The 21472-nt window shown below is 38.0% G+C and carries 17 protein-coding genes; all 17 read right to left on the bottom strand.

Going from position 1 to position 21472, the window contains the following annotated elements; all coding sequences use genetic code 11:
* Positions 1 to 5: 5 nt before the first annotated feature.
* The 17 genes from IGJ00_RS15455 to IGJ00_RS15375 all read right to left on the bottom strand — a co-directional run bounded on the left by IGJ00_RS15455 (position 6) and on the right by IGJ00_RS15375 (position 21445).
* Complete coding sequence (locus tag IGJ00_RS15455) at positions 6 to 4106, bottom strand: LPD1 domain-containing protein (RefSeq protein WP_066025985.1); 4101 nt, start codon at positions 4104 to 4106, stop codon at positions 6 to 8.
* An 18-nt stretch (positions 4107 to 4124) separates the two neighbouring features.
* Positions 4125 to 4355, bottom strand: coding sequence for a hypothetical protein (locus IGJ00_RS15450; RefSeq protein WP_066025986.1), 231 nt, complete (start codon positions 4353 to 4355; stop codon positions 4125 to 4127).
* 9 nt (positions 4356 to 4364) lie between these two features.
* Positions 4365 to 5570 (bottom strand): hypothetical protein, encoded by a 1206-nt coding sequence (locus IGJ00_RS15445; protein ID WP_438844603.1) that lies wholly within the window; start codon positions 5568 to 5570, stop codon positions 4365 to 4367.
* Positions 5571 to 5700: 130 nt separating this feature from the next.
* A complete protein-coding gene (locus tag IGJ00_RS15440) occupies positions 5701 to 6186 on the bottom strand; it encodes a hypothetical protein (protein WP_066025988.1) in 486 nt (161 codons plus the stop codon).
* A 122-nt stretch (positions 6187 to 6308) separates the two neighbouring features.
* The gene (locus IGJ00_RS15435; protein ID WP_066025989.1) at positions 6309 to 7598 is read right to left on the bottom strand and encodes a hypothetical protein; all 1290 of its coding nucleotides are present in this window, start codon (positions 7596 to 7598) and stop codon (positions 6309 to 6311) included.
* The gene (locus tag IGJ00_RS15430; protein ID WP_066025990.1) at positions 7591 to 7881 is read right to left on the bottom strand and encodes a hypothetical protein; all 291 of its coding nucleotides are present in this window, start codon (positions 7879 to 7881) and stop codon (positions 7591 to 7593) included. Before IGJ00_RS15430 ends, IGJ00_RS15435 begins: the two co-directional genes overlap by 8 nt.
* Complete coding sequence (locus IGJ00_RS15425) at positions 7868 to 8569, bottom strand: hypothetical protein (RefSeq protein ID WP_066025991.1); 702 nt, start codon at positions 8567 to 8569, stop codon at positions 7868 to 7870. The genes IGJ00_RS15430 and IGJ00_RS15425 overlap by 14 nt, the downstream gene beginning before the upstream one ends.
* Before the next feature lie 16 nt (positions 8570 to 8585).
* A complete protein-coding gene (locus IGJ00_RS15420) occupies positions 8586 to 10553 on the bottom strand; it encodes a CHAP domain-containing protein (RefSeq protein WP_438844602.1) in 1968 nt (655 codons plus the stop codon).
* Positions 10531 to 12894, bottom strand: a complete 2364-nt coding sequence (locus IGJ00_RS15415) for a VirB4-like conjugal transfer ATPase, CD1110 family (protein ID WP_421757561.1) — start codon at positions 12892 to 12894, stop codon at positions 10531 to 10533. The genes IGJ00_RS15420 and IGJ00_RS15415 overlap by 23 nt, the downstream gene beginning before the upstream one ends.
* Entirely contained in the window at positions 12824 to 13204 is a 381-nt protein-coding gene (locus IGJ00_RS15410; protein WP_077152010.1) for a PrgI family mobile element protein, read from the bottom strand. The genes IGJ00_RS15415 and IGJ00_RS15410 overlap by 71 nt, the downstream gene beginning before the upstream one ends.
* Positions 13205 to 13207: 3 nt before the next feature.
* Positions 13208 to 14035: a type IV secretion system protein gene (locus IGJ00_RS15405; RefSeq protein WP_430608595.1), complete on the bottom strand. Its 828-nt coding sequence runs from the start codon at positions 14033 to 14035 to the stop codon at positions 13208 to 13210.
* 24 nt (positions 14036 to 14059) lie between these two features.
* A complete protein-coding gene (locus IGJ00_RS15400; RefSeq protein ID WP_077152012.1) occupies positions 14060 to 14344 on the bottom strand; it encodes a hypothetical protein in 285 nt (94 codons plus the stop codon).
* 31 nt (positions 14345 to 14375) lie between these two features.
* Positions 14376 to 16160 (bottom strand): VirD4-like conjugal transfer protein, CD1115 family, encoded by a 1785-nt coding sequence (locus IGJ00_RS15395; protein WP_438844601.1) that lies wholly within the window; start codon positions 16158 to 16160, stop codon positions 14376 to 14378.
* A complete protein-coding gene (locus IGJ00_RS15390; RefSeq protein ID WP_438844600.1) occupies positions 16157 to 16891 on the bottom strand; it encodes a hypothetical protein in 735 nt (244 codons plus the stop codon). The genes IGJ00_RS15395 and IGJ00_RS15390 overlap by 4 nt, the downstream gene beginning before the upstream one ends.
* Before the next feature lie 16 nt (positions 16892 to 16907).
* Entirely contained in the window at positions 16908 to 17243 is a 336-nt protein-coding gene (locus tag IGJ00_RS15385) for a PC4/YdbC family ssDNA-binding protein (RefSeq protein WP_066025997.1), read from the bottom strand.
* 32 nt (positions 17244 to 17275) lie between these two features.
* Positions 17276 to 17953: a class A sortase gene (locus IGJ00_RS15380; protein ID WP_081308353.1), complete on the bottom strand. Its 678-nt coding sequence runs from the start codon at positions 17951 to 17953 to the stop codon at positions 17276 to 17278.
* Positions 17954 to 18094: 141 nt separating this feature from the next.
* Positions 18095 to 21445, bottom strand: coding sequence for a SpaA isopeptide-forming pilin-related protein (locus tag IGJ00_RS15375; protein ID WP_438844599.1), 3351 nt, complete (start codon positions 21443 to 21445; stop codon positions 18095 to 18097).
* Positions 21446 to 21472: the final 27 nt, after the last annotated feature.

Below are 21472 nucleotides of genomic sequence, written 5' to 3'. Positions count from 1 at the left end.
CTCCTTTATCCCACTTCAAGTTCCGTCTCTGTCTCTTTAACGGAAACAGATTTGTTTTTTTCTTCAACAGCTACTTCCATTGATCGAATCAACTCTGATTTTTGTGTCTGTGTTAAATCTTTAATCGTTTCCGTTTGTTTTTCGCTCGCCTTAAATCCCAACTGATTGCTTAAATCTTCGATTCGTTTTAATTGTTGTAACTCGATATTATTCATTTTCTTATCTGCTTGATTCTTTTCAGCTTCTGTTACTGTACTTTCAGCTGTTGATTGTTCAGCTTCTTCAGCAATTACCGGAGCATTTCCCTCATCTGATAGTTTAGGCTCATTCTGTAGAGTAGGTTCTTCCGAATGCTGTTTATTTTGATCACTCACTGATTCAGCTGTATTTATAGTGGGCTGTGTTTCAGGTTCAGTAGCTGGCGATTGATTTTCAGATACGACAGGACTCTCTGAAACCTTCTCCTGTTCTTTTTTAGCTAGTTCTTGCGAATCCTCTTCCTGTACCTCTTGCATTTTCTCAGCTAAAGGCGCTTGATCACTTTTTTCCTCTATAGTTATATTGGGCTGTGTTTCAGGTTCAGCAGCTGCTGATTGCTTTTCAGATACGATAGGACCCTCTGAAACCTTCTCCTGTTCTTTTTGAGCTGCTTCTTGTGAATCGTTTTCCTGTACCTCTTTTGTTTTCTCAGCTAAAGGTGCTTGATTTCTTTTTTCCTCAATGACAAATTTTTGATCAATTGTATTTGTAAATTGTTTTAACAAGTCGTTGATTGATAAAAGTTTGCGATTAAATGAATTTTTCAAACCTAAACGAATATCATCCATTGTGTTCGTCACTTGATACACTGTATTATTCTTTTGTGTTCTAACATACTGTTTTAAGTTCTCTTTGAAATCAGACAAAATTTGACCGATTGTTCGTTTTACTTTGGTTGTTTCTTCTTTTATCTGATTCTCAGTCGGCACGCTCAAAGAATCCACTGCCTCTATTGACTGTTTAACAATGGTTTCCACTTGTTTTAAATGTGTGGCTAGAATGTTTTCTATATCAGCCATGCTACCGAATTGCTCTCCTTTATATCCCACTTGCTTAAGAAAGGCATCGACTTCCTGCTTCGTTTCATCAAAAGAAACATTGATCTCCTGGATAAAAGAGTGATTAGAAGGTTGAAGTTGTTCGTTCGAAGAAACAATACTGCTCGACTGATCTTGTTCTTGCTGTTCTTCTTTTGGTAAACTATTTGAGTCTTGTGGTGAAGATTTGATCTCTTCCCCAAGTCCTTGCTGATAAAAGTTAGAATAATCGTCCTTCATTTCTTTTAGCTCTTTAATGTAACCCTTTGAACGATTAATCCTTTCCAATATAGAGTTGGACTGTTCTAAATTAACATTGGATCTATCGATACTTTCCAATCCAGCAATGTCTATTTCAAATTCAGCTATTTCACTTAAAATAGGCTCGATAGTATTCTTGTCTAGTGTTTCCACAGCTAAATTTAACTTCCGTAGTTCCCAATCGGTTTCAGAAACTTTTTCCCAATTGGATTGATCTCTAAAATCAATACGTTCTTTCTTCAATGTCTCAATTTTATTGCCTAACTCAATATACTTCTTACTTTTTCTCTCTTCTAAAACTTGTACTTCTGCCATATCATTCACTCCTTGTACTCGTTTGACTGGTTGATTGTCTATTTTATTATTATGGTTTCGTCTAACTTTAATATCCCCTACTTCATTTTTTCGTAGTAAAGCCCCTATCACTTCTTTTTCTGTCTCTGTTTGAGGTTTATATTTCTCGGATGGAAGAAAATCGCCAGTTTCTTGTAGCTCTAAGGCCACTGTTTTCAATCCTTTAACAAAATAAAGTGTTGGATTTTTCTCCCCTGGCATAACTGCTTTACTGTCGATGAGCGCTTGTGCATGTGCGCTAATGTTTTGGTGCGCTTGTTCAGCTTGTCCATTAACTTCTAACAGTACTTCCTGGAACGAATTTCCATAAACATCATTAAATACTGCCCTTTCTGTAATCATTGTCAGCATTTCATTCAAATCTGTTGAATAGTCAGCAAGTTCAGATCCATCAAATAAAAAAAGCGTCTCTTCAGACTGTTCCTTCATTTCTTCCAGGGAATCCTTGAGAATCGCTGTAATTTGTTCCATCGTGTCCGTTTGAGGAATAGCGTTCATATATAAATGAATAGCTTCTTCTTGCTTCTGAATAGCTGAAGCTTTATCTATTAAAGTAAGTTCGCAAGTTTCCAAAGCGTCTCCAACATTCAGTTCTTCGTTCTCATGAATAAATTTGACCGATTTGATACTTTCTATTTTTGTATCAACTTGTGTCTTAAGTAACTCTTGATCAAACCTTGTTCCTTGTTCTACATCAATTTGTTCTTTATTTGATTCTAAGACTGCAGTTTTCAAATTCGGAAAGGCACTGTCAAAAAAAGTTGTGAGCTTATCACGCATATTCTGATCAAACAAAGCATATTCAATATTTGTTGCATAAGTCTCTTTTGATTTAAGAAAAATACTATTCAGTCCAGCTTCGTTCACATATAACTCAAAAGCTCTGGCGAATACTTCTGTAGGAGCCGTGTAATATCCTGCCTTCTCGGCTACGTAGCTGCCTTTGCCGTTAAGTGAAAGGTTTTCTCTATATCTTGTAACAATTGGCTTAAAATCGTCTCTCATGCTCAATAAACGACCGTTGTCTGTACCATAATCTAATGCATGACCATACTCGTGAACAAATGATTGTATACCCACGCCACCAATTTCATCGTTTGTATCTCTAAAGTCTATAGCAATCGTATTCTTGTTAGGTACATACAGTCCAAGAGCTTTATGATTCCCAAGCTTCCTCAAACGCAACTCTGGTAGTTTATCGCCAGTTTTCGGTAGAATGTCGTGCATACGTTCCATTTCCTTCTCAAACTGTGAAAAAAGCGTTAGATCCACATCGTTATCTATTTCAACAAATTGGAAATACTTATTTAACGACGTTGATTCCATTATTTTACGCGTATCTTTATTAATATTCTTTTTTGTCTGCCATGCAGAAGCCCGGGTTTGCTTATCAATATCTTTTTCATACTCTCGTTGAAGAAAAATATCGTAAGTACTTTGAATATATTCTTCTACAAAACTGATTAACTCGTTTTGTTTCCGAGCGTTCTGAATCGTTTTCGGATAGAGATAGGTTGTTCGGTTTCCCTCTTTGAGTAGATACGGAGACTTATCTAGATTTACTTTTACTGGATTTTTCGGGTCATTTGATAAATCTCCCCAATTGGCAGCAAGTTGATCCTCTATCCATCGACGTTCTTCACCTTGTACGTCATTATTTTCTAGCATTGATTTCATTTGTGAGGGATTATCAAGATACTTTTCTCTTTCATCTCTAGGAAGTGTGGCCAAAAAAGCATTCGTCAATTCTCCATGAGGATTCTTTTGGAATAAATGAGCATTCTTTTTTCCGGTATAACTTGCAATTGATAGCCTCTCCAGTAATCGTTCTAAGTCCCGTCTATCAAACTTAAGCTCCTGGACAGTATCATCAAATTCTTTTAAAATATCTCGCTGTAATTTATCGTATCCAATCGCTCGATTCATATTCCCTAATGCGTAATAACTTGGATCTTTAGAATTGCTAGACGAAAAATAATAGAATTCACCGTGTTTTGTGCCACTCTTGTTCTTTGGATCTAAAAGTACATCAACACTTTTGACGTGTTCCTCAGATCCATTGATTTTTCTTCTGATAGCAGTAGCTGAGTAAATTTTCTTTCCCTCGGCTTCACTTCTAAGAAAAGAACTTTCAACTACATCAATCGGTCTTACCTTAACTTCCGTTGACCAGGGTTGGCCTTTCCAGTCATGAAACGTCGCGTCTTCTTTGCCCACCGGATAACCATCTCTATTCCGAATAAACGTGTCTACTGCTCTCAGCTCATCTTCTTGCGTCCACGTACCATTCTTATAAATATTATCGGCCAGCTTTCGAAATGCGGTATATAAAGTATCCTTTTCAGTAAACACTAGCGGAGACGAAGTGGTTGTCCCATATTTCTTTTTGAGTAACGAAGTTAATTGATTTTCCACTTAACATAGCTCCCTTCCTTAGTCTCTATCAAAAGCTTGCTCGGTATCTTGATATTCATCCTTTCTTAAGTCGATTAAATTCTCAATAGAGGACGTTTCTATCACCATTTTTTGGAATTGATCTGAAACTTGTAAAAGAGCTGAAACCGCTCCTCTTTTGTATTCAGTCAGTTCTCCTTCTTGATAATCCTTGATCAACCGAAGAATAAAGTTACTGAACTGCGTTTCGTTAAATGTATTTTCTTCCATAATTTCCTCCTATAGCTGGATTGCTGCCAGATCTTTCGTCGCAACATCTTGTTGAACATTGTTAATCATTTGTTGTAGAGAAGCTGTTGCTTCTATTCCCTTCAGTAAGCCTTTTTGGAACTTCAACTCATCGTTCCAATCATTTTTCTTCATTCCTTCGTGGCATTTTGGAAAGTGTGGGATTACATCGATGTTGTTTATACCAAAACTGTTATAAAAGTCTTTCGCCGGCCTCTCGATTTTCCCTCTTTCTGGATTAAATTTTGCTTCGTCATTATCCAAAGCGAGAACAATTTTCAACTTTTCATGTCTTACGCCTGCAGATCCTGCTAAATCATCAATTTTTTGTAACCAGCGATCGGCACTCACTTTTTCTTCGATTTTCTGTACATAACTTTTATCTGCACAAAGTGCCTCAACGACTGCACGTGAAATAATTCCTTTGTTTAAGCCGTTCATTGCGACCAATCGACAGTTGGTTAATTGGTTTTTGTGCAATTCGTAGTAACTCATCATATCGATAGGGGCTTCAAAAGCGTAAACTGTGAAGGGATTTTCTGGTGTAGCTTTACTAAATTCTGCCTTATCACCAATATCCACAATCACGCCACTGGTCCCCTCACTATTGTATAGAGTCTTTTTTAATCGACCTTTTTCCGGATAAAGCTGCTTGTTATACCAGATTCCTTGTCTAGCGCCTCCAACAATCTTTCCTTCGATATCTACGTGCTTAAATATAATCATTGGTTCGGTTTTACCTGTATCGAAATCTTTATGAATTCCTTGTACCATGATCTCTTTATTCAGAAAAAAATCGATTGTTTCATCCGATAAGCCACGTTCTTCTCGTAAATACTTCCTGGCGTAATCAAATGTATTCGCTTCTCTGACTCGATAAACAAATGGTTCTTTCTTTGGAATTTTCGCTCCATCAAAGACGCCAGCTTCTGTTTCAAGGAGATAATGTAGCGCTTCTTTGAACGATATATTATTGATCACCTCAACCATCTTGATCACGTCTTGTTGTCGAAACTCATCCCCTTTTGAATACCAAGAAAAGGTGTTTTTTCTCGGATCAATTTTAAAACTTGGATGTTCAATCCATGCATACTGATGCCCTACACGTTTTAACTCTAATCCTAAAGAACTAGCCACATCCAAAATATTCTTTTGCTTGGCCATTTCCTTCAATCGATTGGGATTGTAGTTAGCCATAAATATGCTCCTTCCATAATGAAAATAATTTTTTTTCTGAGGTAATATTAGATCTAAACAAAAAGAAGTCAGATACATTCCTTGAAAATTAAGGATTGGATCTGACTTCTTGAACAATAATTTACTCATATTAATCGATACTTGATTCTTTCTTTTCTAGCGACACTCGCTTCCGTTCCCAACCAATTGATCCATCTTCTAGAACTGTTTCATAGTATATTGTTGCGCCATATTTGTTTAGATACTGCGTGCGTAAGGTTCGATATTCTTGGACTAATTCTTGTAAATCTTCTATTCTACTCATTTTACTTGTTACATGAATAAAACGATTTGACGTTGAGATAACTGTAAAATTCGAGTCCGTAAACAACTTAATTAGGTACACTCGTTCTTCCATTGATTGTGGTGAAAAAGGTAATGCTTCATTAGAAATTTCTATAATACCGTCTCTGTACAAACAAATATCTACACTATCGTCACTGACATCCTCGTACTTATTTTCAAACAATGTAAATAATTTTAGCGCTTCATCGTTTATTAGTTCTTCACTTCGATCTTCGGAAATTCCAAGTTGATCTAAATCTCCCTTAATTTGTTCAACAAAATTTTTGTCCATTTCATTCTCCACCTCGTATTACATCTACGATTGCTCGTTTTTTAGGAATCGATACCAGTAACGGAATTGCTAGAATAAGATATTTTGTTTTGCCAGCATCAAAATTTTCCCCTTTTATCAATTTAAGCCTGTAATCTCAATCGCCTTTCTTCTAAACTGATTGGAGACTGTTGCTTTTTTTGCTCCACCTCATGAATCACTTGTGTATGCTCACGGTTAAATGTTTCCAAAATCTCCTTAAAGTTCGCTTCTAAACCTGTATTTACCGTATGTTGCCGAAGTTTTAGTTCATCCATTTTCCCTTGTAATACACGAGACAGTTGCTCCGTTTGTTGTTCATACTCTTTTTTGATTGTCTGATCAACCGTTTCTTTATAGCTATTTTGAATTGCTTCAGTTTCTCCTTCAAGCTGTGTGGTAAAGGACTTTTCTATATTCTGTAACGCTTGCTGGTGTCGCAACTTTTCTTCTTGTACTTGTTGCTGCTTTTGATTGATCAACTGACTTTCTAAATTAGCTAATTCTTCTTGTTTCTTTGCTTCTAAACGCTTCGTAACTGATTCCTCGATCAAATGACGCTTATCTAATTGTTGGATCTCTTGGTTGATTTTCTTCGTTTCTGTCTCAATAAATTTGGTCAATGCTTGTCCAAACTCCACTTTCGTAGATTGAAGAACCTCTTGTACAATCTCATCTGTAGCAACTTCAATGTCGAGTGATTCACCTTTTACAGGATCTGTATCCAAAAGTTTTGTCATTTCCTCTAACATATTATCTTCTGACAGTGTTTCTGCAGAAGCAGTTGTTGATTGGATTTCTGTCGCTTTTTCTTCTCTAAATTGTTTTATTTCTTTTTGATGACGGTCAAGTGCTTCTTTGATGGATTGTAGTTCACTTTTTGAAATCTGTACGAATTCTTCACTGTTTTCTTCTGCTAAAACTTGTTCTTGCTCCATATCTGAAGAGCTGCTAAGTACTGATTCTATTTCTGACTCTGTTTGTTCCGGTTTATCTGTTTTTGTTACTGGCTGAATATCGGCTTCAAAATCATCTAAAGTGAGTGCTTCATCTGAATTCACGGAAAGAACAGGTTCTGAATCTTTCACAGACTCGACAATCGGCTCCTCTAAAAAATAATCGAGCGGTTTTTTCGTATAAAAATCAGCTAATTCTGCGACCCAATCAAATCCTTCTTCCTGTGGTAGATGAAGTCGCTTCGCATAATAAACCGTACCTTCCAGATTATTCCTCACTTTAGTCACAACGACTGAACCCTTTAAATAGTCTCTTCGAAACCGGTAATCTTCCTCCTGAATAAATTGAAAGAGATCATCCGGATTAAAGATCTCTTCTTCTTTCAATAAGGTACACTCAGATAGTTCATAGATAAACTTTGGCTTTCTTCTAAACATTATTCTTTAGCTCCTTTCCTTCGGCATTTTGATAATCACTTGGTGGCGCTGCTTGATTAAATGAATGAGCCAACTGTGCTGCAGATGGTCGATTTTTCTCTTTAAGAAAACTTATGGCCTCTTCAACAGACAAGTCTAATTCTGTCAGCGTCATTCGAAAGCTTTTGGTCTCTTCTTCACTGATTTGACTTTGTAATCTTTTAATTGTTTTATCTAGCTGCACTCGTTTCTTTTCGGCATCTGCTAATTTTGATTTAAGTTTTTCTAATTTACTCTGAGTCATTTGTGTCACTCCTTAATTGATCTTTTGGTCCGTCTAGATCAGTCACATGGTTATCTTCAAAGCGTAAATGGTACGCTTCTTCTATCATAAAAGGTGCGTCTTGATATGGTGCCTGCTTCGCCATACGTACAGTTACTCGATAAAGCGTCTCATCGTTGGTATCTTGATAAATCTGAGAAGAAAGATAGCGACTGGACAAGAGTTGCATGGAATTGGAAGTATTTATTTCATTCGTTTCATTGAACGTATCAATCAACTCCTTCAAAACTTCACTATCTGCCTCTACTTCCTTCTTATCATAGAGTTTCTCTGTCATCAATTCTTGCAATAATTCAGCCCTTTCGGTCACTGAGTCTTCTTGCAATTCCCAGGTAAAGTAAACACTTAAAAAATTTCGGATATTAGAAACTTCGTCTACTTCTCTCACTGGCGGCCGACTCGATTCAGTGGTCTGTATGGTCTCCTCTTTGCTTGATGACGAACCATCAACTAAAGCCACACGACTACTTTCCTCCGTTCTTGTTTCTTGGGATTCAGTTTGAGAAGACTGAATCTGATTTGGTACTTCCAAGGTTGGTGGTTCAGCGTTCATAAAATGACCAACTAATAAAATCAAACCGATAAAGATCAATGCTGAGGTAACCACACCCAACCCTGCTAATAGCCTAAATTTCCGCTTATCTTGCATTCATTTTTCTCCTTGCTTAATTAGGTGGACGAACTACTGACGATACACTGCCAGAGTGAAAAGTCACTGTCCACGTTTTTAATGGTCCTGGATTTTGGTCATATAATAAATACTGGTTGTTTCCTAACGTTTTTCCTACTACACCAGTATGACCGTACATCGAATGGGCAAACCAGGAACCCATATTTCCACCAGTATTGTAATTGATAATATCACCTGCTTTAATTTGGTTATAGCTAGGATTTCTAATGACTGACCATCCCCAACTTTCCCATGGATAATCAGTACCAATATCACTGGCTTTAACCCCACCTGTTAAAATAATGGACGAATTGATAGAATTGGCATAATAAGCCGAAACAGCATAGCATTCTCCGGTTAAACCACCAAACTCGCCACCAATCACTGTACCAAGCCTTTGATCTAATACAGCTAAACCAGCGCCACCACCGCCAACAGGTCCATACCCACCAGGTGGCTTCGGTGTTCCACCATTATCATCAATCCATTGATTGAATTTTTCTGCTGTCTCAGCTCTTGATTTTCCTGCATTTAATTTGGTCCAGTAAACAAATTCTCCTGGTTTTAATGTATTGTCATGAAAAGCTTTGGCACGTGCATCCATGATTGCTAAGGTTCGATTTCCATACGTATCGATCTGCGTATTTCGAAATTCAGTGACTGCTCGTGTATTGTCCCACGAAGCTCCTTGATTAGGATCATTGTCAAATGCACCATAGCCGAAAATGTTCGATTTCGGGAACTGCAAGGCGACACCGGCTGTTCCGTAAGAACTTTCCCATTGGGCAAATGCCACAAGTTGACGGACATCAATTCCTGATAATGATTGAAGACGTAAAAACTCTTGGCCGGTTGCTCTAGAATCTACCGTGTAGCCCTCATTGGCTATAAACCCATCAATTTGTTCGGCAGTGATTCCATACCGCTGAGCCAAAAGTGAGGAGTTATAGGCGTCAGGGCCATCCCATTTTTCAACATAAAATACGCCATCCTCAGAAGACGCGCTGCTTTGGCTATTAAAGATAAAAAATAAACCAATAAACACAAGAAAAAGAAGTGCTATCCCTGTAATGATCCACCCAACTGGATTACTCACCGTGAAACTGCTAAGTGCTTTACTAGTTGCGCTTGTGATTGCCTGTTGGACTTTTAAAGAAGCTTGCGAGAATGCAGTCTGCTGAGTAGCCGTTTTGGTTGCTGCTTTCCCAGCTACATCTGACACTGGTTTTGCAGCCTTTACAGTATTACTAGAAGTAAAACGCAAATCATCAAGTTTCCCAATGGTTACAGATTGAGAAAATTTCTGATTTTTTGTCAAAAATTTATTCGCTTTTTTCGTACCTTTAAAAACACGTTCCCCATCTTTAACATTAGATTGAAATTGTTTTAGCTCTTCTGCATCTTCCTCTTGAGCCATCACATTGAATCCTTGATTGATCAATTGCTTCGTGGCCACCTGTTTGGTAGAAGAAGCAAAATTGCCTTTTGAGTCGGAATTGATCGATTGATTTTTGCTAGTCGCTTGGTGAAAAGACTCTTTCTGCTTTGTATGAAATAGATCATCTTTCTTTTTCTTTAGATCATTTTCAAGTTCCTTCTTTTTCTTTTTATCATGACGCTTCTTTCTCTTTGCTTTTGATACTGAATCTAGTGTTTCAGACTCATTATCTGTAAGAAACGACTGTTTCGATGAACGTTTCTCATGAATTTTTTGACCTTTCTTTTCTAATTTTGAAAATGAAGACTCTTCTGACTTTAGTTTTTCTTCAGATTGTGCTTTTTTTCCTTTGAATGAGTTTATACGGCTTTCATTCTTCTGCTTGCCGAGTGTATAGCCATATGCAGCTCGTTGATTGAATTTGGCGATTGTTCCCTTACGAACAGTTAAAGACCTCTGCTCTCCCTTAAAGCGAGTGCCTTTGGGTAATTTAAAGTACTCTTTAGGCCGGTTGTTGATCCGCATGACTTGTATTCATCAATTCAAACAGTTTTGTGTCTTTGGGGATTAGGTTTGAGAAGGGAATCACCTGACCACCAGCGATAATTAGCCCAGTTCCTACCTTATTATTTTCGAGATAGAGCGATTCTTTTTCCGTTAATTTAAATCGTTCGACTAACGCATCCAATACCTCACCTTTTTGTTCAAGTAGAATCAAAAAGTCAGAGTTAAACAGGATTGAGCGACCTTCTGGAGTTAAAAGCATCGTTTCAGCTGACTGTGTCATAAACGTGGGACAACCTTTATATTTACGAATCCGTGAGTAAATTTCAGCCGCTTGAACACGCAATATCTCAGGTTGTGACTGGTTGATGATAACTTGAAACTCATCAATATAGACCCTAGTCTCAATACCTTTCGCACGGTTTTCTACCACCTTATTCCAGATTCGATCTAGAATGGCTAAATAACCAAAGGTCGCCATTTGATTTTTCAATAAATACATATCATAGATCATTAAATTTTTTGAAGTATTGACGGTCGTTTCTTTGGCAAACATGTTTAATGATCCCGTGACATATAACCCCATTGCATCGATCAGCTCTTTTGCTTCAAGACTGGTATCACGTTGCAACACTTTATACCAGTCTTGAAGCGTTGGTTTTTCAAGCTCACGAAAAGTCTGTTGTGTGACTGAATCAATTTTGGTTTGTTGACCAGCTGAGACATGACCCACCAAATGAGAAATTAAACTGATTAAGAAGTTTGACTTGATGGAAACCGGATCGTCCCCGACCTCTAGGTATTGTTCATCTGCTAGTTCCAAAATATTAATAGAAGTGCCACTTCCTGGAGCGACAGTGACGATTTCACCATCCAATGCGTTCGCTAGTGGCAGATACTCACGCTCCATATCCAGGATAATAATTTCTGCTTCAGGTTTTCTCAATCGTGTCGCTATGATTTCATTCTTAGCTGCAAACGACTTACCTCCTCCAGACACAGCCATAATGCCACCATTGGAATTCTTCATTTCACTACCCATTCGATTAATAAGAATGTTGTTCTTTGATAACTGATTGGTTCCATAGTACGTGCCATTTTTATGTTGTACATCTTGACTAGTAAACGGAGAATTGATTGAAATATTAGGCGTGATCAAGTCGCGCAAAAAGGTTCGTTCAAAATCTAAATAATTTTTACCAATCGGCAAACATGAGTTAAATCCCTGTTCCTGTGTAAGATATAACGGTTCAAATACCGCACCGAACTTTTCACCTACTGCTTTCACTTTCTCAATCTGATGGTACAAAGCTTCCTTTGATTCATCCCATACATATATCAAAAAAGTAGAAGAAAGCTGTTTGTCACCAGTTTCTTCTACAAATTCTATTTGTTCATTGATATCTTGTTGATGTTCTCTTATTACGCGTGCAATATGCTGTCTCGAATATCCTCGCTCGCTAGCTTTCATTTCACGCTTGATTACATCTGTTTCAAGGTTAGTCGCTTCTGTCCGCAATTTTTTTGTTGTTTGAGAGATTGAATACGGACTTGCGTGAATAGTGATTACCATCTCCATTTCTGCTTCTGTCAATTCTTTGCACATATGATCAGATAAGTTTCGAGGAAAATCGCGCAGATACAGCACTTGTCCAAAGTTATCGTCCACCTGAAAATCAATTTTCCCTGATTTTTTAAAGTCTAAATAGCCTGGAGCAATCAAATCTTTGGTGGATCTTCTGCTTCGTTCAATATCTTCAAAATTTCCAAAAAGTGGTTTACCAGGTCGCAAGATTTTATTCATCGTCCGTAACCGCTCCATGCCATCTTGTACATCAACTGTTCCTTTTATACTCATCAGTTCATCCGCAAATGACTCGCCAATATTTAACAATCTTTTTTGGGCATTGCGAAGGTTTGTTGCGTGTGTCGCTAAAGTCACAAAGCGTTCAACTTTCCAATTGTTTCTTCCAGAATCATAACTAGACTCGATTAGTTGGTTCAACTCTTCTCTAAGGGGATCGCCTGGATCGCCTTGTAAAGGATAAGCTGTTTTTTTCATATACTCACCTTTTGGATTCTTAGTTACCAATAGCGTGAGTTGAAAATGGTCTTTTTCAGACAATAAATTGATTGCCTTATTATATTGTGAAAGAATTTGTTTCTGCTTATCGACATGCGCGGTTGTGTAGTTAACTGCACCTAATGTATACGTACTAGAAAATAGGTCTTCTGTAACATGCATAATCCCATCTTCAAATAAAGAAGTATAATACAACGAGTTTTGCGTGCTAGCGGCTTGAATTTTTTGGCTTTTTGGTCGTTTCTTTGATTTTTTTTCCTTTTTTAAAGTCTTGAACACGATAGATTCTCATCCTTTCTCCTTTTTTATAAGTTCTTACTTGAATCGTTGTTTGGAATTTAAAAAACAGCTTCACCCAAGTAGAAAAAGTATAGCCATGTGGTTTGTACATTGCGTTACACGCACTTAGTGCTAACAAGGGGAAAAATATCAGTCGAAATAGCCCAACAGGCAAAACCGAATAGATAGCATTTCTAACATCTAATCCGATCACTAAAATGAGACTTACAATAAAAATCCACTGTGCGCCAGTTAAACCAATAAACGTTTTTTCCCTTTTTGAAGCATCTTTGAACACTTTGATTTCCATTTCTTACACCCCAAACATTTCTGAAGATTTTTTATGTGTCTGCCACAAAACAATGATGAATACGATCGCTAAAATCAGATTCTGAAAGAATTGGACTTCCATATCCAGATTCATTGGATTTCCTAAACCAGTCAGATCCAATACAATATCGGAAAGAAAATGATAAACACCGAACACGACCATAATGACCGCAGGTTGAAAAGCATAGGCTAAAATTCGCTTTAAATACCCTTTTCCTATATTGTCATGTTCTTCAGACGCAAAAGAGGCCATCGGAACAGGCATCAATGCTAACATGACATAGAGTTGAAAGAATCGAAGCATAACGATCACCCATACCATGACATAAGCAGCTAATGTTACTAAAGCACCGATAACAATCAATAAAAGGACCATGATCCCTCTTCTTAGTGCCTCTGTCGGATTCAATAATGCTCCGATTAATTCCCCTAAAATCGATAGTGTATCCGTTGGTACTTCCACACTTGGCAGAGTAAATACATCGAAAGCACCCCTCGCATTTCGGGAAATGAGATTTGCCATTCCAATACCGATAGATAAAATGAAATTTAACATGACACTCGAAAAAGTGACCATGATTCCTCCCAATGCCGCACGAAAAGAAAGACCTTGAAACATTTTCAAGGTCACGATTCCTGCGTTTGAAGAGTTCGCTTTTTCAAACATTTTTGCAATTTCTAAAATTAAGAGTATCCCTACTAAATAAAGACCAACTTCACGGGTTGATTTAGCCACGATATTGTTGACCCAATTTAATGTACTTTGGGAAAAATCCCCCATATTCTGAGTGAGGGCTTCAACTAAATCCATATGAATCCTCCTTTAATTTATTTACTACATACCTGGAGGATTTGAAAATACTCCAGTGATCATGGTTCCCGCGCTAATCGCAAGCAACAGAATGCCACCAATGATCAACCAAGAGCCTTCCATTTTCCCTTGAGAGTCTCCTTGTCTCCCAGCTTGTGTGATCTGAACGATCCCCCAAACAGCTAACAAGGCGCCCCCACCGGCGATCAGCCACTGCAATCCTCCTGCAATTGTCTGAGCAGTTGCATTTGCATTTGCCACAACTAGCGGTTCCAAACTGGTTGTTACATTCATTAAAAGTGATTTCATTTTTCATTCTCCATTCAATTCGCTATTTTTTTTACGCCGCAAAATCAATATCCAATACTACTGGATCTGAAAATGCCTCTTTTTTAACATTTGCTTCGAATTTTTCTAAGCTGTTTTTGTATCTTTTCACCTCATACCAATTCGGATCACCTTCTTTGTGACCGAACTCTTTGGCATTTGGATGAGTTTTATAATTGTATTTTGGCACTTTAAACATAGGGACTGAAGCAATTTTTACTAAGGCGTGAAGTCGATCTAACTCCCCGACTTCACTGACTGAAATAACATCTTTTCCAACGGGTTCACTGCGAACAGAACCTTTGTCACGCTTACGAATATAGATTGTCTTTTTTCCAGCTGCTTCAGAAAAGAACTTTGTGGTATCTGGTTCTGTCGATCCAGATAGATAAACCCACGCGTCACAGTTTCCAAAAAAGGATTTCCAATCCTCTTTGTACATAGCAACGATTTGATTGACGCTTTGTAATAAAATCGTGATACTCATCAAACGGCTTCTAAATACAGACAAGGCCTGCTTGATATTTGGTACTTTTCCGAGATTGGCAAATTCGTCCATTAAAAATTCGATAGGGATATCTGCTTCTCCGCCCATTTCATTATCAATTTTGTGTTCAAGTGTTCGAAAAGAAAGTATAAAAATAAGGAGTGGTAAGAAGTTAAACGTCTCATCCATATCCGGTATCTTCAAAAAGACCGCTGTCTTCTCCTCAACCCATTTTTCAATCTCTAGATTATCCTCTTTGATAAAGTCTTTGACTTGTTGTAAATCAAATAATGAGAAGCGAGTGATCGAAATAGCCAAGACACTGTCCCTAGTCTTTCCTTCAAAGTTTCGGAGGAAGTTTTGCCATTGGAGGTAGGCATAATTTTCTTCGCCAAATTCTTCCGCAAAACTTTTAAACATAAATTCAAGGGGACTTTCTACGTCTTTATTCTCACGATTTAACAGTCGAATCAAAGTGCCGATTTGATCCAGGCTAGGCATAATGCCATCCCCTTTCACTTCTTCATTTCCTTTTCTTCCCCCACGGTAACGGTAATATAGATAAGCAAATAAGGAGGTAATCAACAACTCTTCTGCTTTGTCCCAGAAAGGTTCTCCTTTTTTCTCGTGATCCGCATTTGTTGCATCAATCAATGCACTGATCACTTTTTTGAGTGTGATTTCGTCTTTAACATAAGCAAACGGGTTGAAATGATCGGTATTTGTCAACGTATCAAAATCAACAACTTTGATCTTATACCCTCTACGTTCTAACATCTTCCCTACTCGATTGACTGTTCTCCCTTTTGGATCTGTGAGAACAAAACTAGACTTCATTTGAGCAATATTCGACATGATGTAAGATGTCGTCTTCCAAGATCCGGAACCTCCAATGACCATTACATTGTTGTTTCGATTTAATCGAGGATTTCTTCCCTCATAAAAATTCTTATAGCAACCGTCCCCTAGAATGATATTGTCTGAAAAGTTCTTTTTATTCCTGAACTTCTTGATTTCTTTCTTTGTTCCCCAGCGACCGCTTCCGTATTCTTTCCCTGGCTCATACTCTCTTGTATCTCGCCCAAGATATGTTAAAGACGCTAACGTTAAAACAGCACCACAAGCGAGTAAGGAAGAATTTTCTAATGAAAAATGGAATGGGTTATAAAATATTTCTTTATTCACCTGAAGCGCTCCTAAGAGCTTCTCCCCTTCTGGTGCATGCATAGCAAGCTCGGTTGCACGATTGGCTACAAAACCTCCGACACCACCAAAAAGCGCGTAAGGAATAATTGACTGTTTTTTTGTCATAGATCGATCCCTCCGCTTATGTCATCAAATAGAGACAAAGCATCTAGGCTTGCTTTGGCCTCTTTTGTGGTATCTACTGCAGTTTTTGTTCCATCTTTAATAGCAGTGACACTTGATTCTTTGGTCTCTTCGACTGCCGCAACTTTTTCTTTCGTCTTTCCTTTCGCCTCTTCAATTAGCGCTTCAAGTGTTGGCTTTGTCACAGTTTCTGGATCGTTTAAAATTGTTTCTACGGTCCTCTCAAGCGCACGAGCAGCAATATTAGCATCTTTGGCATAAAAGTACATTTCCGACGTCATGTCAGGAAATTCTTTTACGTGGAATTGTAAACCATACTCTGTCATCATATTTTTCAATTGATCCAAATTTACCGCTTGATCTAAAAGTTGTGGCTCTGCTAGCATTTTATTTGAGGATAATAAGAACTCGTAATCTTTTTCTCCAGCTTGTACAAGTAATTTTTTCTCACAATCACGAATCAATTCCATTTGTTTTTCTCTCGGCAATTGTTTAAATTTGAATTCTAATTCCGGTTTATCAGGCAGTCCAAGCTGTTCTCTAAGATTTTTAAACTTTTCCCAATTGTCCGCTGTAAGTTGTTCTGCTTGTTGCTTCATTTCTTTACTTTTAGCTGCTTGCTTCAACATGGATAGTAAGCGAAACACTTGATATAACTTTTGTGGCGTCCCCTTACAAATCACTTGATAGGCTTCTTGTTGCGATTGACTCATACTCTAGCCTCCTTCTTCAAAAATTAGTAGGAAGGTGCGCTGTAATATCTGAATCTGCCAAATGTTCTGATTCATCTTTTGATAAATCGTCTTCTAAATGATTCTTTAAGGCTATCAAGAGGTTCGCCAACGTTTGATCAGTAAGTGTGATACCCTTTCGCATTTCCCCTTCAGGTGTCCAATTACGTAAATCATATACCGCCTCACGGCCGTTATAAGAAACTTTATTTAGTTCAACTGTCGCCCCCCATTTTGTGCGATTGAGAATAGCAATCTCTTCTACCTTCTCAAATGATATATTGGGATTCTTTTTTTCTTGCTCTGGTTGGTTTTGTGATAAATCCATTACCATTGAAAATACCTCCTAAATTTTGATCATATCTGTCACTCTGTCATTGTTGCTCGAACCATCAATCGATAGTCCGTACCAGCCCGACTTCCATCACATGTCAGCAAGGTCAAGTAATGTGGTTCTTCCGGATTATCCAACATATACTGCCCTTCACTTTGGTGGATAATTCTTGTCTCTTGTATTTCATACGTAGCTGTTTTTCCATAGAAAGTAATTTCTACTTGGTCGCCAACTGAAACATTCTTCAATCCACCAAACAATAGTCCGCTATTGGTCATATAATGCCCCAACAGAGCAAAATTTCCTCGTCCGATTCGTTGATTCGGTTTCACAGTTCCTGCTCCAATACTAAGATTGGCCTGTGTCATACCTTCCAAAATGGGCAATTCCAACCCTATCGTCGGTATCCGTATAATTCCAACCCCATATTTTTGAATCAAATCGCTCGAATCAATCGATAGATTTGTGGGGCGTAAATCTTCAACATCGTCTCCTGAATAATCGCCAATAACTCTTCTATATGGCGTTTTCCCACTCATTTCGCTTAATCCAGCTTGTTGTAGTTCTGAAATTTGTTGGTCAAACTGTCTCTGCCGATAGTGCATCATACCGATAATCGTTCCTATTAGTAAAACCACACTCAATATCCCAAGAATAATTTTCTTTTTGTGTGGGTGCTGCTTGAATTTCAATCGAATCCTTCTAAGCATTATTTGTAATTCCTTCAATACATTGCTCCTTTCCTTCGGAGATAAATGAACCAAAATATTTTTTCGTTTTTTGGATCAAACTTACTAAAAAAGAGACAAGGAATTTCTTCCTTCGTCTCTTCTTAATCATCTATTTTGATTTTAAAATAGGTTCGAAAAAACAGCCTTAAGCTCTTCCAAAATACTTGCATTTCCTGCTTGTGGGATTGACGGAACTTGTGGTGTCTTTAGATCTTTTGGTATAACTGGTAATTCAGGTTCTTCTTCTGGAGTTAAGAAGAGGACTGTTTGATCCTCATTTTCTAAGTCGAAATGCTCATTTACCAGATTCTCCATTTCAGGATCATCATAGATCATATGAGTCGCTACCAATTCATATCCGCTCTCCATTGTGTTTGCTGGCAAATCCAGTGTAATTGGTAATTCGTGTTCTTCGTCACCAGTGGATACAAACGATGAAGTATCTTCGGAAACAACTGCTACTTGCTCTTTTGTGTCTTTATTGACTTTAATGTATTGCGTAAGCATATAGTATTCATGGTCTTCTTTCCCCCCACGAATCCAAGTAAAGTCGGTTAAATGATTGTCTTTTGTCGGATCTAAAACTTTACTTCCAGTTTCAGTTTCCACAAATAGCGTCTCCACTTCTAAATCTAAACGGTGATTTTCTACTTCAAAGACAATAACTTCACCATCATTTTCTGGTGAAACTTCAAACGTATACTCTTCTTCGTTTGCATGATACCAAGGTAGTTCTTGGGATTCTACCAACAAATAATGTCCAGTTGGCAATCCATCGATATTGATCTCACCATTTTCATCTGTCAAGAACGTTCCAATAAGAACAGCTTCTTCAGGAGTTTCCTCATCGATTTCATCTTCACCTTCTAGATCCGTTGAGTCTTCTGACTCAGTTGAATCATCGGTATCGATTTCATCAGAATTGGTTGTCTTTACAGCGTCTTCGTTCTCTTCAGTATCAGTATCTTCTTCAACGTCTTCACTTTCTTCAGGCGCTTCCTCGCTATCTTCTTCAGGATCAATTTCTGGTGCTGGCACTCGGTATAAATCAAAAGCAACGCCTTCTAGCGGTTTTTGATCCATTCCATCGGTTTTAATAACTTGAATACCTGCACGAGCTAAACGATTAATAATTGCGCCTGTCAGGTCCTCTTCTGGCTCTTCCTCCAGATCTATATCCTCTTCAGTACCAGGAGTTTCAGCATCTAAATTGGCATTAGTTGTCACTCCTTCTGCGTCGTCCTCCTCAGAATCAGCGTCAGGGTCTTCTTCAGCTTCGTCACCTTCAGCTTCGTCTTGACTTGCTTCTACTTGAATATCAAAAGAAACATCGTTGTTCTCTGGATCGTATACAAAATGGTGCTTCGTGTCATCCATTACATGATCGGGGCCTGCATAGAGTTCTTGGATATACATAGGAATTGTTTGATTTGGCAATTTCAGCCCTTCAAAAGCAATTTTGCCTTCTTCGACTACTGAATAGCCTAACGTAGTATCAGCAGCTAATTCTTCTTCTCCAACAAGTAATTCTTCTGCTAATCGTAGGGCAAATACTTGCCCGTTTTTCGCATTTTCTAATTCAACAACCGCTTTACCATCTTCCCAACCAGTTAGAACTTCTTGCATTTTTCGACCATAGATATTTAGGTCTTGTAGGAAGTTTTCTACTTCTAAAGAAGAGGACGTGATATCAACCGTTTGTCCTGCATAATCGATTGAGAACGGAATTGGTTCGTCTAAAAGCACAACGCCTGCGGGTGCAGAAACTTCAACGACTTCGTACTTACCGATAAAAAGTAATGGATCTGTCGTAAATTTACCATCTTCGCCTGTAGTCCAAACGATATCCTCACCATCTGCTTGTAAGAATTTTCCTGCTTCATAACGCAGTGTACCGTCACCGGTCACGATATCTTCTGTTGGGCGAATCTTAAAGCCAAATCCATTCCCATTGCGTTGTTCAAATTCAATCGTCGTGTAGTCACCATGATCGCTTTCATTTGCAACTGTAGAAACACCTGTTTCAACTGTTTTAGAAAGCTCCAGTTGTCCTTTTTGAGGCTTATTATCAAAGGTGGCCGTGACTGTTTCATTTACTTTGATTGTAATTGTTTGTGGCTTGCTGTTAATCACATAACCATTCGGTGATTGAATCTCTTCTATTGTCACCTTTTGATCATGGATTAAATCACGCCATTCACCAATTCCTTGATTGTTCGTTGTGATTTCTTTCGTTTTTCCATCATTTGTTGTAAAACGGAAAACTGCTCCCGCTAAAGGTTTTCCAGTCGTTTCATCTAATTTACGAACAGCTGCATGACCTTGTTTTTCAACTTTAACATTTAATGCAGCAATTCCTGGATCGGGTAAATGCAGACGAGAAAGATCTTGTGTTGTCCCATTCGTGTAAGCAAACGTGGTTCCTATCCCCGATCCATTAGGATCATATTTTGTTAGTCGAACTACTCCTGAATCATTAGAATTTGCAGAAGCAGCAATGACTAAATCATTTCCATCTTTTCGTACACTCACACCAGCCGTATTAGTTGAAACAGTACCATTCCAAGAAGAAAAACGGTTATGAGTATCTCGAACGCGTATTTCTTCACCAGCTTTAACTGTTACAGTAGTGTTGTGCCAAGAAGGATTTAGATCATGTTCAGCAATTTTTTTATCGACAGTAGCTTTAAATGAATCATATTTTGCTTTACCAATTGTTCCATAATTGATAAAGCTACCTCCCATTTCGTCCCACACTAGCATTTGTGTTAACGCATAATTTTCCATGCTACGCTGGTTATAGTAACCAAAATATCCAATAAAACGAAGTCTTTTTGATCGACTTTCTGGAGATACTACATCATTAATGTCTAATTTTTGATCATATAAAATGCCCGCTTCCGTAAATACCCCTTCTTGAATACAGAAGACATCTTCGCCATCAATTTGCCAACGAATAATCTTGTCATGCGTATAATGTAGACCAGAAGGTGTATAACGTGCGACATTAACATCTAAACTACCATTTTCAGACAAACGATAAGATGAACTTCTAGTCATTTTCTCTTCTTTAAGTTTTTGCCATTCATCTGATTGTGCAGCTAATTCCTGTTGCTCAGAATACGACCCCAATTCGTGAAGATCTTTTTCTCCGATAAAGAATTCTTTCATATCATTAGGTACTTCTTTAGTTATTAATTCCGGTCCATCATTAGCCAGCTGGCTCTCTCCAGTTTGGATAGATTCAATAAAATCTCGATTGTTCATTAAGGGCAACAACACTGGATCACTAACAGGTTCATTAGTTTCCTTATTGCTATCTATTTCTTTCGTATCAGAAACATCATTGATTTTAATACTAGTTGATTGATCTAACAGTACCGTTGCCATACTATTTATCGGCAAACCTGTTGTAAGCAAAACTGTCAGCAAGAACAAGCTGATCACTTTTTTCATTTTCTTATATTTCATAATCGTCTCCTCATAAGCCTTTTAGCA

The organism is Enterococcus sp. AZ062 (genome assembly GCF_051715065.1).
Taxonomy (GTDB): domain Bacteria; phylum Bacillota; class Bacilli; order Lactobacillales; family Enterococcaceae; genus Enterococcus_B; species Enterococcus_B mundtii.
The sequence above is the reverse complement of the archived record's forward strand: the minus strand, read 5'-3'. Positions and strand labels throughout refer to the sequence as shown.